Genomic DNA, 16,888 nt, shown 5'->3' with positions numbered 1-16,888 from the left:
CCACTTTTTGCTGACGATTTACAAAATAAACAGCATTATCAATTTCAGTAGGTTTTAGTGGTGTAATTCCGGAATTGTATCGCTTAAAAATTTCCTTTTTCACAACATCTTCAAGTTCCTCATCAACCAAACTTTGACTATGAAAACTAAATTCAATTATTCGTAATTTTGTATCCCAAAACAAATCTTGTAGATCTGTTTCGAAATCTTTAAAATTCTTATTTGCAATTCCGACATTATCAAGCCTTTGCAAACCATTCTTTTTAAGTTTAAATTCGTTATTGATAAATCTTAAAATGGTTTGATATCTCTGTCTGCCATCAATTACTTCAACTTTATCTGAATTTCTAAAATAGATTAAAGGGGGAATTTCAGTGCCTAATAAAATACTTTCAATAAAATATGTGGCCTTTTCATCGTCCCATACGTAATTTCGCTGATAGAAGGGCTTATAGTCGGTTCTCTCAACTCGCTCAGGGTTGTTGAATAAACTTTCTATCGACATAACTTTTGGTTCTATCTTGATTTTATTTTCAAATATTTCCCTGATTTCCATTTAGTTTAACTGATTTAATTGTAACACATTGTTTTCCTGTTGTAAATATAAATTAAATTGGAGAATATAAAAATAATACGATTCCTCAATATGTATATCAAAATCAGAAAAAACGATTTGAAAGATAGTTATTTAATTCTAACGATTTAAGAGATATTTCTTATATTTATAACTTGAATAAAGAAAATCGAAAATTGCTTAAAAAAATAAACAATATTAGAGTAAAAAAATTTTCTTTTATTTCTCGCTTAGAAGAAATATTATAACGTATAGTTAAATACATTCCAAGAATATGAGGGTTAACAGCAATTCCAAAGTTTAACAAATATCCATATTATTATACAATTTATATGAAGGAGATTGACCTGTATTCCGAAGCAAAACCACGCTACTATCAGCTTATTCCAAATCGAGAAGATGGGCTGATACTTCTTGCCCTATATCAAAAATACCAAAAGCAGGAATTTACCGAAGACCAGATTATACAAGTGATCAATAAAGTACTTAGCGACCTTCGAGGATCCAATATAAGAGATGAGGGCAACCGAAACAATAACATCATCCTACGTTTGCAAGAATTCTTTCTGTGGCGCGACAGGAAAAGAAAAGTATACGGCTTTAAAAATTACGGAGAAGAATTTTGCCTGAAGGTCTTTACGCGACTGTCCGAAAGCTATCACCCGGCCAAAATAGAAAGGCTCTTCAAAAACTTGCTTGACACCCTAAAAACAAGCCTAGAAAAAAAACCTCCCGAAATGCTGTTCTGGATGAGCGACCATTTCAACGTTAGAAGCACCGAATTGGCCCAACAGATCGAAATACTCGACCAGCAGGTAAGCGAATCGGTAGACGATTTCCGTTTTCAGATCAAACAACCACAGGCCAACATCCTGCAAGTAATTGAAACCATCAGCAAAGGATTAGACCATATCAAAAAGCACGTACACGAACTCACAACTGGATTTCAGATTACCTACGACATAGACGACATCGTGCAGGACTTGCTCAAAGACACAGCTAACTTTGAGCTTCTGGACAGCATCACCCTCGTCCTGCATTACAATCAAAATGTACGTAACCATTTAGACCAAGTAAGCGCACGCATCGACAAAATAAAGCCTCGCATACGGGAATTTATATTCGAATTTAATCAACGAGAACTCGATCGAAAAACAGACAAATTTCTCCATCATCTGCTGGACAATGCATCTTACATTCGCGAGAATAACCAACCCAAAAGATTGATTTTTCCCGAAGAAATCAAATCCTTTAGCATCAGAGTTCCAGAATCTGTACCCCGTTTCTATATCCTGACTGAAAAAGACTTTTCTAGAAAAGCGCCGCTTCCTCCTGCCGTAAGATCAGTAGATGTTGAACAGACAAAGGAAATGATGGTCAAAAACATAGAAAAACTGGAAATAAAAAAAAGGATACAATATTGGGTAAAAGAAGCCCTAAACCAGATAGACCAAGAGGGAAAACTCGATTTTTCGCCCTTCTTTTTCAACATCCTCAGCCACGAACAGCACAACCTGAACATAGCCGTAAGAACTGCCCAAAGACTAGTAAAACAGTGCAATAGCTGGCAATATGAAATTATGGTAGACCAAAACGAATATCACGATCCGCACTATCAAAACCTTTCACTATGGAATATGAAGATTCTGAAAAAGACATAAACGCACGTTATGCGTTTATGCTAGACAAAACGGCTAAAAACACATTCGCCAAGTTAGACTATCTCCTGAAATCAGGAATGCACATACAGCGAGACTTTCCAAAACCGGTTTTGCTTTATGCCTTTTTGGATAAACATTACCGAAGCCTGCAAGCCTATTATGACGATTTTTTCGAAATGCTCCTCAAAAAGGAAGGCGAAGGATGGAACACTTATTTCTATATCGATTTTCATGAAGGATCACGAGGTAAAGTTCCCAACGACAACCAATATCGATGGTACCTCAAATCGGAATACATACTTATTGGCCTCATCTTTTTCAAAATTTATAAACTGGATGGCAACATCGAACTCGCTAAAATATCCGATTTCATCAACCTGCTCTATCAAGAATATGATGAACTTCTCAATAAAATGCAACGTGTTGTATCATCCATTGAAATTGATGCAGAATCAGACCTGAACGAAGAGAAACTAAAAACTCTCGTATATAAAGCCTTTACTGAATTTGAACAACTGGGCTGGATAGCCAGAGACACAAGCGACAGCGACTATTTCACCTACCAACCCTCATTTGAAAGGCTAAGAAGAATTTATTATCCACAGATAGAAACTATTGACGAAATCATAAAACGAAAAGAACATGACTAAATTTCAACCTAAGATCTATAGTTTATCGACTCTCAATATCAGGCAGCACTTTAACTGTGACTATCGTTTTAATGACTTTCGCACCGATTTTAGTGGCGAAAGCGGAAGCGGCAAAAGCCTTATTGCCGACTTTATCCAACTACTTTTAGTAGGCTCCCGTGTATTCAAATCGGGAACAGAAGGAGTAAGTAATAGAGATACGAGCGGTCTTGTCCTTAAAAATGGTGGCGGAAAATACGGACGTGGCTATATTTTCATAAACATCGAAATACATCCCCGCAGATACATTTCCTTAGGAGGTTATCTGGACACCACTAGCACACAGATGCAATTTTTCATTATACAAGCAGGCTACGATTTTGACGAAACACTTCAGCCTATGAATGAACCTATATTTTACAGAGATTTGCTACTGGATGGACAAATAGAAACACTGGAAAATCTGGAAAAAAGATTTTCGAAAAAGGGCTACCTCAAAGGAGTAAGCAATAAGAAATACCACTACCTACTTTTCAACAACGGTATACTCGCCGTAGACCTTAGCGAAAACCACCAGAGCCTGAAAAGCTATGCAGCGATTATTCGTGCCTTCTCCAGAGGGAAAGGGTTTTTTACTGATTCGGATGTTCTCAAAACATTTCTTTTTGGAGACAGTGACCACAAACAGCTTGTTGACAAATACCGAGAAGAAGTACAAAACATTAATCTAGACCAACAGCAACATCATCGCTTATTAGAAGAAATAGCCACAATTAGAAACAAGGAGCAAAAAATAGAACATGTGTTACGTGATTTCAACACCTACAGTCGGTTGAAAAAACAATTCAGCCTGGAAAACGTCAGCTTCTGGTATCGAGAAAACGAACACATTGCTAAAAAACTTGGACAATCAAAACAAGAATATCAAACCAACCAGATCAAAAGGCTCTTGACCAAAAAGAAATTGGCCAATGTCAAATTGACCGATATCAAAGACCAACATAAAATCCTTTCCGAATTAAGAGACAACAGTAAAAATACAGAACAGCAACAAGAAAAACTCGAAATGGAATGGCAACAAGCCAAAAAACTGCTGGATGAAAGTACCAAATACAAGGACATCATTGATAAAGTAACCAATTGGCTTACCGGAGACCGACAAGATTCAGATGCCATCAGACAATGGCATAAGACAGAACGCTCCAAAGTTACAGACGTAGAAAACCTAAAAGCATTCGAAAAATTCCTTACAGAAAACAAACTGCTACACGAATTTGAACTATCGGACTGGTACAGTAATTTTGCAACAGGAGGTAAATTAACTTTACAAAAATTGAAAAACTTTGAAGAAGCCATTAGCAAGCTCGAAATACAGCTTGTTTTTTCAGATTTGGACAATCCAGCATCACTGGCGCATTGGGCAATAGAGCAGCTCGATCTACCGCTTACGCTTGAACAAGAAAGCCTGCTCATCCATTTCCAATCCCTATCGAGAAAAGCTCCCAATCCGCCAAAAGAACGCTATCTCCCTTTTCCTGAAAAACTATTTAAAGAACCGCTTACTTTCAAAGCAGGCGACAATGGATTTTGGTTGGAATTAAACGGCATCCATGAATTGGTAACCAATGTACCCAAGCAACATCTCAATGTACCTGCCAATCAGATCATACTGGATAGGGAACCGCTCGACGCCTTGAAACAACAGCTTAAAGACCTAAAATATGAGCAGCGAAGCTTACAAAATCTAAAAGAAAAACTAGAAAGCTATCCTGCATTAGAAAAAGCAATTTCACTTTACAAAACTAGTGAGGAGGAACTGTTTACCAAAATTGATGAAATTGCAGAACTAACATCGACGGAACTGGAAAAACAACTATCCATTTTTCAAGATGCCGAGCAACATTTAACAACCTATAAAAACCGTAAAGAAACCCATGACACAGCTTTTGCCAAGTATAGCCACAGTAAGCAACAGAACAATGACAATCAGGAAAAAGTTGATCAGATTGAAAACTATATGGCCAAACAATATGGTTCTGACGACTTTGACAAGTTGATAAAAATAGAAGAAAGCCATCTTTTCAATTTTGAAACAGAATTAAAAAACCTCATAGCAGACGAAAAAATAGTACTTCCTAAAATTCATAAAATGGAAGGCGATCTATTTAAAACCAATCCGCCTATCAACAAACTTTACGAAATGGCGAATAGAATAGACACTGAGCACACTGAAATAAAAACACAGTTTGAACAGTGCCAAAACAACTACAATATCAGCATTTTCAAACTCGACGAAGCAAAGACAAAATTTTTAGGTGCACATAATCGTGATTTTATAGCCGAGCAGGATTTGATCAAAATAGAACAGCAGCCAGCAGAAACGCCAAGCACGGATGCCTACAGTAAATTTAAAGCGACCTACGACTCCGCCTCTGATGAAATAGAAGACAAGACCATTTTAAAAGACTATTCTGTAGGTGTACTGGCCAACAAGCTGCTGCCTACCGTTTTTCCTTCGCAACAGATACAAGAAGAACTTATTGGTGAACAAATCGAAAAGAGGCTTACAGAACTCACGAACGATTTGCAACGCATTGGCTCTAGAAAAGTAGAAATTCTACATAACACTTTTAAAGAATTAAGTACAATCTATAATGGGTATCTGACTAAGGTCCATAAAATAAGTGATTACCTTTCTAAAAACCAAATAACAGGTGACAACTATGCCACTTTACAACCTAAACCTGCTCCAGGCTACCCTGACGATTGGATGAAAGTTTTCAGAAAACGACTTACGAATGAAATGCAGGAAGTGGGAATATTTGCACCAACAGATAAGCAGGACATTGACGACATCATGATTAGTGTATTCCGTGAAGCAAACGGAACCAGAGAGGCCACAGTAAGTGACCTCCTTAATCCACGTTCTTATTTCGATCTCCTTTTTGAAATCAAACAGGGCGGACAAAAAAATTCGGGAAGCAATGGACAAACCTATACCGCTAATGCACTACTTTGTCTTGCCAGATTATCGCTCATTGAAGATGAAGATCGCACCGGAATACGAATAATGCCAATTGATGAGGCGGAAGGTTTGGGAAGCAACTACGAAATGTTGCATAAATTAGCAAGGAAAGAACGGTACCAAATCGTTACCATGTCAATCGAAACTGCAGGCGACATTAACGATGAAGGTCAATATATTTATATCATGCACGACAATAAAGATGCTAACGGCTTAACGTATGTGCCACCTTTAGGCATCTTTCACAAAGGACAATTAACAGAAAATATAGATGAAATCTTTGAAGAAATTACATAGTAAGGATTTTACATGGCCAGTACTAAAGGCCCTGAATGATCTGTATGAAAAAAAGAAAACATCCGCTAAAATTCAGCAAGTAGACTATATTCGTTACTTAATGACGCAAACAGACCTTATTGCTCAGAAAAAGGGCAACAGCAATGTTTTAGTGGCAGGTGATGCTTATGAAGAATATTACGAAGACAATTTTCAATCTGCTTATCAATACTACTATAACTTCCTTAATCAGGTAGGTATCCGGCCAGATGGAGGTAAGAATTTCACTGAAGAGGATATTCGTACCCTGATGGTCATTTACGAAAGCAGAAACGAACTCAGAGGCAACCTCACAAATATAGAGGATTTCTCCGGTAAGATTTTTGATTATGCAGGTTCAAAATATTTAAAATTTAGGACTAGTGTTCGTAATGCTGTATTGAAAATTCTAGAAATAGATGAATTTCCACAAACGTCAAAAGATCTACAGTACAGATTAGTTGTAGATTATCCCAATCCCAAAGCAATTATACTTTGTGAGAATAAATCTTTCTTGAAACAGCCTTGGAATGCCAAAGAGCTTGAAGTTAAGCTATGGCATGTTGGAGGAAACAACATTTCAATCATAGATGATATTGACGAAATGGAACTGTCATATCCGATGTATTACAGTTGTGACTGGGATTTACATGGACTAGAAATTTATCAACGTATAAAAAACAAGCTAAAAAATCGTTATGTGGAAATTCAAATATTGACACCGGCACCACCACATCAATATCTTCCTACTGACTCCTTTATGCACAAAAGCAAATGGAACTATAAAGTTCCTTTCTCAGGGCTTGATAAGGATATATTTTCATCCATTGAACAAGAGATAATATCCAAACTTGTTAAAGAGGATTTATGGATTGAGGAAGAAGCAAATGTATTGAAGGATATGTATTACTACAATATTTAACGCAGAGTTACTCTATAACTACACCCATCAAAATTAACCTCTTTAAACCCTTATGAATACTAATACCATTCTGAAGGTTCCGGAGTGCTTTCCCCTAACAGAGTGGGTTTCATGCGCCCCTTAACAGCCTACATTTTTCACTCGAAAGGGGATTATTTATTGATAGTTACCATTAAATACAATATTGATAGGTTCATTTTGATTTATTATTGCGTCAGTTGTTTGTGCTACTGAGGCAATAAAACAAAAAAAAAACAGTTGCAATGAAAAGGTAATTTTTTTCATAGGTGTTTATTTTTTTTATTGTTTTCAACCTGACTCTTATTGTATGATATTCACTTTTGTTAATGCTAATTTATGTAAAAATATTGCAAATTATAACTGATTATTTGTCCTTCCGAAATTCAGCGGGAAAAATTACCACCCCTCCGTTGTAAGGAGTGGCACTCTTTAAGTGGATAAAACAAAAGCCTTTCAAGAGAAAGGCTTTTGCGGATTGAATTAAATAAAAATTATAACTGTGGTATTAAGATTTATTTTTTTATGATTGATTTATTATACACATTATCAGGTGTTACGATTTTTAAAAAATAGGTACTTACTTCTAAATCAGACAAATCAAACTCTTTGCTGCCTGTTACTGTTTTTATAAGTTTCCCATCGACCGTATATACATTTATCGAAGAAACTGTTTCGATTGTGTTTACATAAACCGAACCTGTGGTAGGGTTAGGGTAAACAATAATTGAATTATTGAATTCATTATCATTGATATTGAGAGCCTGAACTTTATTGCAACTTGCAATATCTTTATAATTGTTATTAGGAAACGGAATAGGGGTTCCGGCAGTAACAACGCCTGCACTAACACTGATTGGAATTATGTTATCTCCTTTTGATACGTATAACTGATTATTAATGAAGAAAGTCCCGTAATTATTATAGAAGTCATAATTGAAAGTATAGGTTGTTATTGGACCAGTGCTGTTATAAACTCTTAAAAAATTACAAACACCTATTCCTCCAGAACTACTGCCTGTGAATATCCATGCTCTGCCAAATGAATCAACAGCAGTGTCGGAAACAACAATGTTTGTACTAAAACTAAAATTTGCTATTAAATTAAAATTTGTACCGTTGTAATAATATAAGGTTTTGAGATTGTTTCCGTGGTAAAATTGATGCTGATAATATCCGCCAATATTTCCATAAAGGGCATTGGCCGGAATTGATATCCATCCTAATGTATTATCAAATTTTTTAATTCCGATTGTGTCATAGTTTGAGCCATAAAAAGTCAGGTTATTAGGTTCGCTCTCTGAAGAACAAAACGCTAAGCTAGTGATGTCGCTCGAGGTAACAATATTGCCACCGGTTATTTGATTTCCGATTAAATCCCATTGTTGTACTTCTCCTGCGCCGTTAACCGTCCAGAAGACAGTTTCACAATTGTAGACCAGATTGGTCGTTTGTGGTAACGCATTAAAACCGGTTCTCTTCGCTAAAGTTGTAGCTGTATCGGAAGAAGGAGGGATTGTTGAATAGTTTTGATTGTTTGATAGGTCTTGGGAATAAAGTGATGATAAAGATAAAGTTAACCCTAGTGATAGTAAGTATGTTTTCATATTTAATAGTTGTTTGATTTGGGTATGTTTATAATTTTATTTATATCAAAGATAAAGTTTTTTCTGAAAAAAAAGCTTTTGAAAAGTACTTCTAAATTATCTGTCACCTTTTGTAATCGTTGCAATTTTTAATATATAAAAATTTCTCACTACTAGGACAATCTCTTTTCTATGATATTAATCCTCTAGCTGAATGAAGAATGTGTTGATTTAAGATTTTTACAATACTTTTTTTTAAGTCTAATAAAATAATATGATAAAATTTTCGGTTATATATTTTAAAACTACTTAATGCATTTTAGATAGTTTATAAATTATATTGAAATACCCTTTTTATCGATGGATAATACCGTTTGTCGATGGTCTGTTTTTTGAATACTTACGTTTTGAAATATTTTTGGTTGAGTTTTTAAAATATTTATGCTGAGTAAATGAGAATTTATAATCGTAGTAAACATTATTAAGTTGTAGAGTGTAATGAATACGAACTAGGCACATTTTATAATGATAAGAAAACGCTGTAAGACTTTATATGCTCAGTATTATTGTTGATTGTCTTTTTTTTGATACAGAAAAACTCAAGTTGTTATTAGTTAAATTTTGGTTTGAATTTAAAGGGAATAGTTGTGAAGCCTATAATGTTCTCCTGTTAATTGTTGTTTTTATACATGATATTTATATTTCTAGTATTATTTTATATTTGTATTTAAAATTTAATATGTTGATTATAAATTTTTTATATGTTGTTTTGGTTTTGTTAAATTTAAAAAGAATAGCTAGTTCAACAAAAATAGTTGAGACTGATACTTAAAATGCCAAATATTTTCTTCTTCAAGAGTTAATTTATTGTGGTTATAAAGTTAAGAAATAATTTATATTTTTTTTCAAAATAGTATTTTCCTTTGTTTTTCAAGACTTTAAATAAATTGTTTAAAACTATTTGATATTATATTTTTTTTTGTAAGAATAAAAGATTTAGATTTATAAAAAAAATATTGATATAGTATGCAAAAACGGATTCTTTATAGTTCTATTTTAATATTACTTACTTCCTTTATTACTTTTTTAATTTGTTTTAAGACGATGCGCAGTTCGGTAGTTTATGTTAACAATAAAAAGATATTCACAGAATTTAACATGACGAAGGAACTTAAGACTGCGGGAGAAAAGCAATTAGAATTTAAAAACAGTCAATTAGACACAATACAATTTTTATTAAAAAATGCACCTGATGAAGCAACCAATTCCTTGCTCATGCAGCGTTTTATTGATAAGAAGCATGAGGTCGAAGAATTTCAAAACAATTTCACTCAGTCGAATTCTGAAAAGATATGGGGTAGAATATCTACTTATGCTAAAGATTTTGCTGAGTTGAATGGTTATGAACTAATTATTGACTCTGATGGAAAGAAAACTGTATTGTATGGTGAAAAAGGTAAAGATGTAACGTTGCCATTGTTAAATTATATCAATAAAAAATATGAAGGCTTTCAATAGTATCCTTTTCCTTTTGTTTCCCTTTTGGTTAGTATTTTCATGTAAGAGTGATGATAAGGTCAATGTAAAAGATGATTCAGAAATTAGATTCAGGTATTTTAACTTAGAAAATCAAGGGTGGAAATCAAAAACTCATTCGGAAAAGGTTGATAATATCAATTTTACAGCGACTGAAGTTCCCATAATATACTATTTACTCAAAGATGGTAAAAATGAAGATTTGATAGCTACCGATTCAATCTATGAGAAGAATAGAAGAGAAAGGATAATTGAATTTGTATTTAAGGAAGAAGGTGACGATGATATACTTAAGGAAAAGTACACCAATTTGGATTATAAAACATCTGTTGAATATATGTCTTTTACCATACAAAAAGATTTTTTTGTAGTTACCTCTAAAAATGATACCATAGATTGCTCCGGGGTTTTGTTTGAAAGAAGTTTTAAAGTTTCACCAGACAATAAGGTGTTGCTTTTCTTTTCAAATATTGAACCAAATGAAAAAATTCAATTAGTTTACGAAGACAATCTCTTCAAAAAAGGAACCCTAAAATTTAGATTTAAAGAACCCATTTTAAACCTGTAATCATGTTCAAAACAATCAGAACCAGTAAAGTTACTAAAGTTATTATCTATTATTTGTCAATAATGATGTTTCTTGAGTTTACACAACCTATGAATTTATATGCCTTAACAGAGGGTCCTTCGCAGCCAGAGTTTAATTCTTTTACTCCGATTAGTACTTCTGATATGGTTGATTTGACTAGTGGAGATTTTAACTATAATATTCCAATTATGGATGTTGGTGGTTATCCTATTAATCTTGCCTACAACTCTAATGTAACGATGGATCAGGAGGCTTCTTGGGTTGGTTTAGGATGGAATTTGAATGTAGGTCAAATTAATAGAAATGTTCGTGGATTGCCGGATGATTTTAATGGAGATGAGATAATCACCAAAAACAATATTAAACCAAATATAACGGTAGGGGTGAATCCGTATGTTAATTTTCAATTGGTAGGGATTGAGAGTGGCACTGTGCCTGATACTACAGGTATGGGTGGTTCATTGGGAGCAGGAATCAATATACAGTATAATAATTATAGAGGTATTTCTTGTGTTCCTTCATTTGGGTTGTCTTTTAATTTGAGTAATAATGTTTCTGTTGGCGCTCAGTTAACTAGTTCTAATGAGTCAGGAGCTAGTATTACACCTAATGTTTCGTTGCATCAAACTTATGAAGATAAAAAGGATAATACACTTTTTTACAAACCGACAATCTCCCCAAGTATCACCTATAATTCGAGACAGGGATTGCAGTCATTCAACCTTTCAACAAGTACAAGTTATACAAAATATACTGACCATTGCAAAGATAATGTAGAGCGGAGTGGCAGTGTTCCCGGAACTAGTGGCAGTATTTCATTTGTGAATAATACTTTTACACCTTCTTCAAGACAGGCCTACAAGAATAATCAATTTACTTTTTCTTTTTCAGTTGGTCCTAATGTTTGGGGGTTTCATGGTGAGTTAAGTGTGGCAGCTTCTGCTAGTATTCAAACATTATTAAATAAAACTACCAAGCAAAAGTCTTATGGTTACGAGTTTAGTGATTATGCAAATAATAATGGCCTTTTAGATTTTAATAGGGAAAAAGAGATGACTACTGTTACCAAAAATACGATGGTCTTGCCTATAACCAATTATACTTATGATATATTAACAATACAGAGTCAAGGAGGAGGAGGTAATTTTCGTCCGTTTAGAGGTCAGGTAGGAAGGGTTTATGACCCATACATTCAGGATGTGTCAATGAGTGGTAATGTTTCACTTGAATTAGAAGCCGGGACAGCAGCACATATTGGGGGTAATATAAAATTTACTAACTCAAATACCAGAAGCGGTATTTGGAATACTGTGGCCACCCCTTATTTCAAAGAAAGGACCTCGAATAATCATATAGATTATGAAAAGACTTATTTCAAAATGGTTGGGGAAAGCAGAGTAGATAAGGAAAGAGCTTTTTTTGTGAATGGTTTAGGTGGTAATGCACCAATTACACTCACGTTGGACAGAGTTAATAATGATGCTATAAACAAGTTTTCCAAAAAAAGCCTGACTGTTGGAAATTATGATTCTAATTTGACTGAGATGTCCCCTTTTATGACTTCATTAAAGCGACAAAACCGAGAAAAAAGAAATCAGGCTATTCAAAAATTTTCAAAGGATGAGGTGACACAATATTTGATGGAGAAAGTAATTAGTCCAAATACCTATGCAAAATCTCATCATACTGCAGGTTATATTGTTACTGATGAAAATGGGAATAGACAAGTTTTTGGAGAGACAGTTTATAATTTGGAGAAAGATGAAGTTTCATTTGCTATAGGGGAGCAGGGAGACTGCTCTACTGGATTGGTAAGTTACGGTGGTACTGATGATTCAGAGGGCAATACCCATGGTATTGATCGTTTTTATAATAAAGTTTCGACACCCGCTTATGCCCATACTTATTTGTTGAGTAGCATACTTTCTTCAGATTATGAAGACCTACTTCAAGATGGTCCAACAGATGATGATTTGGGAAGTTATACAAAGTTTACTTATACAGGCCCAGGAGATATATCGTACAATGATAATTACAAATGGAGGGTTCCTTTTCAGCAAGGTAAGGCTTCATTTAATATTGGTTTGAGAACAGATAAAAAAGACCAGAAGGCAAGTTATTTATATGGTGTAAAAGAGGTAAAATATGTTAAAAGAATAGAGACTAAAACGCACGTTGCTATTTTTGATTTGGAACCTAGAAAAGACGGGTTTGGAGTTCAAGGGAAAGATGGCGGCATTGGTAGTTCTAGCATATCTTATAAAATAAAGTCTATACGTTTGTTTACTAAAAAAGAAGCGGAAAATGGACTTTTGCTTGATTCCGATCCAGATAATGACTTGGATGTCAAGCCAATTAAAACCGCTCATTTTATTTATGACTATAGTCTGTGTAATTTAGGTGCAAATGAAAATAATAATAATGACAGTGAGAGTTTAACCTTGAATGAGACTGCGAATCAATTTGGGAAATTAACACTTAAAAAAGTTTATTTTACTTATCGAAATTCAAACATGGGAAAATATACTCCTTATGTTTTTAATTACAGTTTATCAAATCCTAGTTACAATGTTAAAAATTACGATATCTGGGGTAATTATATGGAGAATACTTCCTGCAGCGATCCCAATAATTCCACTTCTCCTCAGGAATTTCCATATGTAAATCAGACTGATAAGATACAGCAAGATGCTTATGCTTCTTCGTGGTCATTGACTTCTATTGACTTACCTTCCGGGGGAAAGATAAGTGTTACTTATGAAACTGACGATTATCAATATGTACAGGACAAAAAAGCTATGAGGATGTTTAAAGTTGATGGGGTAACCAGCAATCCCTCAAGTTATAATCCGGGTAGCACCAATAAAAATAAATTATATGGTGTTAATGGATCGGATTATGTAGCTATTAATATTGGTATTGACTCAGACAGCAACGATGAAATTAAAAGAAAATATACTGATGGATTGAAAGGAAAACCTATCTATTTCAATTTTTATTTAAATATGGTTGGTAACAACTATGATTATGTAACCGGTTATTTTGAGTTAGATAGCAGTAAGGATGTAATGGTGTCAAATGTTCAAAGCGGCTCCCCTAGATACCTTTTTATTCCGATGAAAAAAATTAATAGAGAAGGTAAAGGTGGTGGTGGATCGGATGAGAACCCAATCTCGGTAGCCGGATGGTTTTTTGGAAGACAAAATTTAAATTATCAAATCTATGGTCAACCTGCCCCAACCGGTAATATAGGGACCAATATTGTTAATTTAGGTAGGTCATTAATCAACAATCTTGAAGCAATGAAAGAATTAATGATTGGTGCAAATGGACGTTTGAAGGATGACTTTGGATGTGCTAAAACATTTGTTGCTAATAAATCTTGGATCAGACTAAATGAGCCAGACAGCATAAAATATGGTGGTGGATCAAGAGTTAAAACGATAGAAATGTTTGACCAATGGGATGATATGATCGGTAGCGGTAACGTTTTATCAGATGTGCAGCGGTATAAAAGAAAGTATGGTCAAGAATATTCTTATAGATTAAATGATGATAATCCTGTAACTGAAAATATTGATGAATCCACTTCAAGCGGTGTGGCTACATATGAGCCTAATATATGCAAAGAGAATCCTTTGGTTATGCCTTTTTACAATAAAGCGGAGAAATTATCGATAGCAACTTATCAAGAAAAGCCATTTGGAGAATCATTTTTTCCTTCACCAACCGTAACTTATAGTAGGGTGACGGTAAAAAACATTACAGCTGCTGATGATGATGATGGAGGAACTTCAGGAGACGTTCGTAAAACGAAATCAGGAGTTGTGGTTACAGAGCACTATACTACTAAGGATTTTCCAACAATTACTGACTATACCGATTTAAGTAAGAGTAAAGATTTTGATACCAATGAAGATGAAATTGTTGGTAATATGCTGAGACAGTACTTTATAAAGACTATTGATGTTTATACAAACTTGACCATGACCCAAGGCTTTTATATCGAAACTAATGATATGAATGGTAAAGTGAAAAAGCAAAGTGTTTACAATAATGGTAATGAATTAATATCGAGCGTTGAATATAAATACAGCACCGATGTTAATGATGCTTCTAAATTGCAAAATAATTTAACTGTAATAAATGAAAAAGGTGAAATTTCGGTAGAAGAACTAGCCACCCATTATGATGTAATTAATGATTTTAGAGAGTACAATTCAAGTTCTACCACCATAGGGATTAACCCAAACGTTGATATAATACCTATAGGAGTTTATCCTTTAATCCTAGGATTTGGTGTTGCAGAATCTGCGAAACACAGGCAAGTTTTAAAAACTGCCGTAACCACGAAAGTTGTTCATAAGACCGGGATTTTGAAAGAGAAGATTGCCTATGATTTAGGTTCTTCTGTATCAATACAAAATTTGGCTTGGGATGCCAATACCGGACAGGTTTTGCTGACTAAGACGGTTAATGAGTATAACGATAACTATTACTCTATGAATTATCCTGCGTATTGGAAATATGACGGTATGGGAATGGCGACTGATAATCTGGGGATTGAAGGTACTTTGAAACATTCAACTATTGTAGGGAATCCGCAATTTGAATTAGATAATATAGGGAGTACTTATAATTATGAGATAAGTGATATTTTTCACTTGGGAGACGAACTTAACTTGATGTCAAAGGATGAAGATATGACAAAGATTAAAGCTTGGGTCGCAGGTTATACCCAAACCAATGGTTTGATTCTCATAGATAAGGAGGGTAAGTATATAGATAAATGTGGTAGAGATGAAAAAGACTATTTGTTCAAAATTACACGATCTGCTTATCGCAACCAACAAATGCAATCAATGGCTGCTATTACTTCTATGGTTAACCCACTATTAGATGAAAATGGTCATCCTGCCAGAAACTTATATTCCTTTTTAGGTTCAGATAAAGTAATAAATGCCAGTGCAATTGAGTATAAAGATTTTTGGCCTCCTCAGAGTGAGCATAGCGCGCCACTTTATTCCGATGCCGAAGTGAATACTTTGGCTACAAGTAATGGCAATGGTATTAGTTATCCAAGTGAGTTAAGTTTTAATCCTTATCTGAATAATTATAAAGCAGATTGGAGAGCCTCAAAATCATATGCTTATTTGGTGGGCAGGGTTCATAACAATAGTTCCCCTCGCCATCAAGGTTTTTTTAAGACTTTCGCACCGTTTTATGGCTATGTTGATAATGCTTGGAATATAAATAGTACCGGTTGGACTTATGCCAGTGAAATATCACAGTTTAGTTCTAAAGGAGCCGAAATAGAAAATAGAGATGCTCTTGACAGATATAGCAGTGCTCAGTATGACTTCAAAAATAACTTGCCATTGGCTGTTGTTTCTAATTCTAAATATCAAAATATGGGTTATGAAGGATTTGAAGAAGATTCCGGAATAGGAATTTATGACCAAGATAATTTAATGCATAACAAACATTTTATTTTTTTTGCGCAAGATGGTAGTCATCAAGGGGTAACAACAAATACTTCTCATACCGGACAGAAGAGTATAAGAGTAGGTAGAGGGACTAGAGCTTATAGTCTCAATCCTTTGTTTAAAAATGAGATTACCAGAAGCAACGTGGATTGTTCTGTGCCTATGACATGCCCTAATGTTACTTTTGGAGTAGTTCCAGATAGTGAATGTTTTGAAGGGGAGCCAACAAATATAACTCTAATATTAGATAATCCTTACAATGGTAATGATCCTAATAATACGGGCAATCCGCAATTCACTCTGCATATGAATGGTGATCCTGTAATAATTAATGGATCGTTTACCATTGTGGCGGTTGCAAATGCTTTTAGATTTTGTTTGAGTTCTGTGAATAGCAATAGCACCGATTTAGAATTTTGTTTTCCAGCGCAATACAAAGAAAACGGTGTTGTTGTTCAAAATTTTAATGTAACTGTTGTATTTAATCCTGCTGGTGGGGTCACTACTACTTATAGTACAACAAATTGTCAATAGATTAATAAAAATA

General features: G+C 34.4%; 10 protein-coding genes. 7 read left to right on the top strand and 3 right to left on the bottom strand.

Annotated elements, in window-relative coordinates; genetic code table 11:
• Positions 1-556: DUF262 domain-containing protein (locus B3C16_RS02600; protein WP_291128482.1), on the bottom strand; the 556-nt coding region annotated here is incomplete at its 3' end.
• A gap of 350 nt (positions 557-906) precedes the next feature.
• Between B3C16_RS02600 and B3C16_RS02595 the strand changes: the two genes are divergently transcribed.
• From B3C16_RS02595 to B3C16_RS02580, 4 genes are read left to right on the top strand one after another with little or no spacing between them, the layout of a single operon-like run.
• Entirely contained in the window at positions 907-2,235 is a 1,329-nt protein-coding gene (locus B3C16_RS02595; protein ID WP_291128480.1) for a hypothetical protein, read from the top strand.
• Entirely contained in the window at positions 2,205-2,885 is a 681-nt protein-coding gene (locus B3C16_RS02590; RefSeq protein WP_291128477.1) for a condensin complex protein MksE, read from the top strand. Before B3C16_RS02595 ends, B3C16_RS02590 begins: the two co-directional genes overlap by 31 nt.
• Positions 2,878-6,186 carry a hypothetical protein gene (locus tag B3C16_RS02585; RefSeq protein ID WP_291128476.1) on the top strand — a complete coding sequence of 1,103 codons (3,309 nt, stop codon included), beginning with the start codon at positions 2,878-2,880 and terminating at the stop codon, positions 6,184-6,186. Before B3C16_RS02590 ends, B3C16_RS02585 begins: the two co-directional genes overlap by 8 nt.
• Positions 6,161-7,126: a hypothetical protein gene (locus B3C16_RS02580; protein ID WP_291128474.1), complete on the top strand. Its 966-nt coding sequence runs from the start codon at positions 6,161-6,163 to the stop codon at positions 7,124-7,126. Before B3C16_RS02585 ends, B3C16_RS02580 begins: the two co-directional genes overlap by 26 nt.
• Positions 7,127-7,282: 156 nt before the next feature.
• Here the strand turns inward: B3C16_RS02580 and B3C16_RS02575 are convergent, their stop codons facing one another.
• On the bottom strand, positions 7,283-7,411 hold the full coding sequence (locus B3C16_RS02575; RefSeq protein WP_291128472.1) for a hypothetical protein: 129 nt from the start codon (positions 7,409-7,411) through the stop codon (positions 7,283-7,285).
• Positions 7,412-7,659: 248 nt separating this feature from the next.
• Positions 7,660-8,751: a T9SS type A sorting domain-containing protein gene (locus B3C16_RS02570; RefSeq protein ID WP_291128470.1), complete on the bottom strand. Its 1,092-nt coding sequence runs from the start codon at positions 8,749-8,751 to the stop codon at positions 7,660-7,662.
• Positions 8,752-9,756: 1,005 nt separating this feature from the next.
• Here B3C16_RS02570 and B3C16_RS02565 point away from each other — a divergent pair.
• The 3 genes from B3C16_RS02565 to B3C16_RS02555 are packed head-to-tail and all read left to right on the top strand — an operon-like array spanning position 9,757 to position 16,875.
• Complete coding sequence (locus B3C16_RS02565; RefSeq protein ID WP_349680447.1) at positions 9,757-10,248, top strand: OmpH family outer membrane protein; 492 nt, start codon at positions 9,757-9,759, stop codon at positions 10,246-10,248.
• A complete protein-coding gene (locus B3C16_RS02560; RefSeq protein ID WP_291128468.1) occupies positions 10,232-10,834 on the top strand; it encodes a hypothetical protein in 603 nt (200 codons plus the stop codon). Before B3C16_RS02565 ends, B3C16_RS02560 begins: the two co-directional genes overlap by 17 nt.
• 2 nt (positions 10,835-10,836) lie before the next feature.
• Positions 10,837-16,875, top strand: a complete 6,039-nt coding sequence (locus tag B3C16_RS02555; protein ID WP_291128466.1) for a hypothetical protein — start codon at positions 10,837-10,839, stop codon at positions 16,873-16,875.
• Positions 16,876-16,888: the final 13 nt, after the last annotated feature.

It is taken from the genome of Flavobacterium sp. UBA7682 (genome assembly GCF_002482945.1).
Classification (GTDB): domain Bacteria; phylum Bacteroidota; class Bacteroidia; order Flavobacteriales; family Flavobacteriaceae; genus Flavobacterium.
The sequence above is the reverse complement of the archived record's forward strand: the minus strand, read 5'-3'. Positions and strand labels throughout refer to the sequence as shown.

Excerpts from the sequence above, each read along its gene's own strand:
- B3C16_RS02595 (WP_291128480.1), top strand. The coding sequence starts at position 907 with ATGAAGGAGATTGACCTGTATTCCGAAGCAAAACCACGCTACTATCAG.
- B3C16_RS02590 (WP_291128477.1), top strand. The coding sequence starts at position 2,205 with ATGGAATATGAAGATTCTGAAAAAGACATAAACGCACGTTATGCGTTT.
- B3C16_RS02585 (WP_291128476.1), top strand. The coding sequence starts at position 2,878 with ATGACTAAATTTCAACCTAAGATCTATAGTTTATCGACTCTCAATATC.
- B3C16_RS02580 (WP_291128474.1), top strand. The coding sequence starts at position 6,161 with ATGAAATCTTTGAAGAAATTACATAGTAAGGATTTTACATGGCCAGTA.
- B3C16_RS02575 (WP_291128472.1), bottom strand. The coding sequence starts at position 7,411 with ATGAAAAAAATTACCTTTTCATTGCAACTGTTTTTTTTTTGTTTTATT.
- B3C16_RS02570 (WP_291128470.1), bottom strand. The coding sequence starts at position 8,751 with ATGAAAACATACTTACTATCACTAGGGTTAACTTTATCTTTATCATCA.
- B3C16_RS02565 (WP_349680447.1), top strand. The coding sequence starts at position 9,757 with ATGCAAAAACGGATTCTTTATAGTTCTATTTTAATATTACTTACTTCC.
- B3C16_RS02560 (WP_291128468.1), top strand. The coding sequence starts at position 10,232 with ATGAAGGCTTTCAATAGTATCCTTTTCCTTTTGTTTCCCTTTTGGTTA.
- B3C16_RS02555 (WP_291128466.1), top strand. The coding sequence starts at position 10,837 with ATGTTCAAAACAATCAGAACCAGTAAAGTTACTAAAGTTATTATCTAT.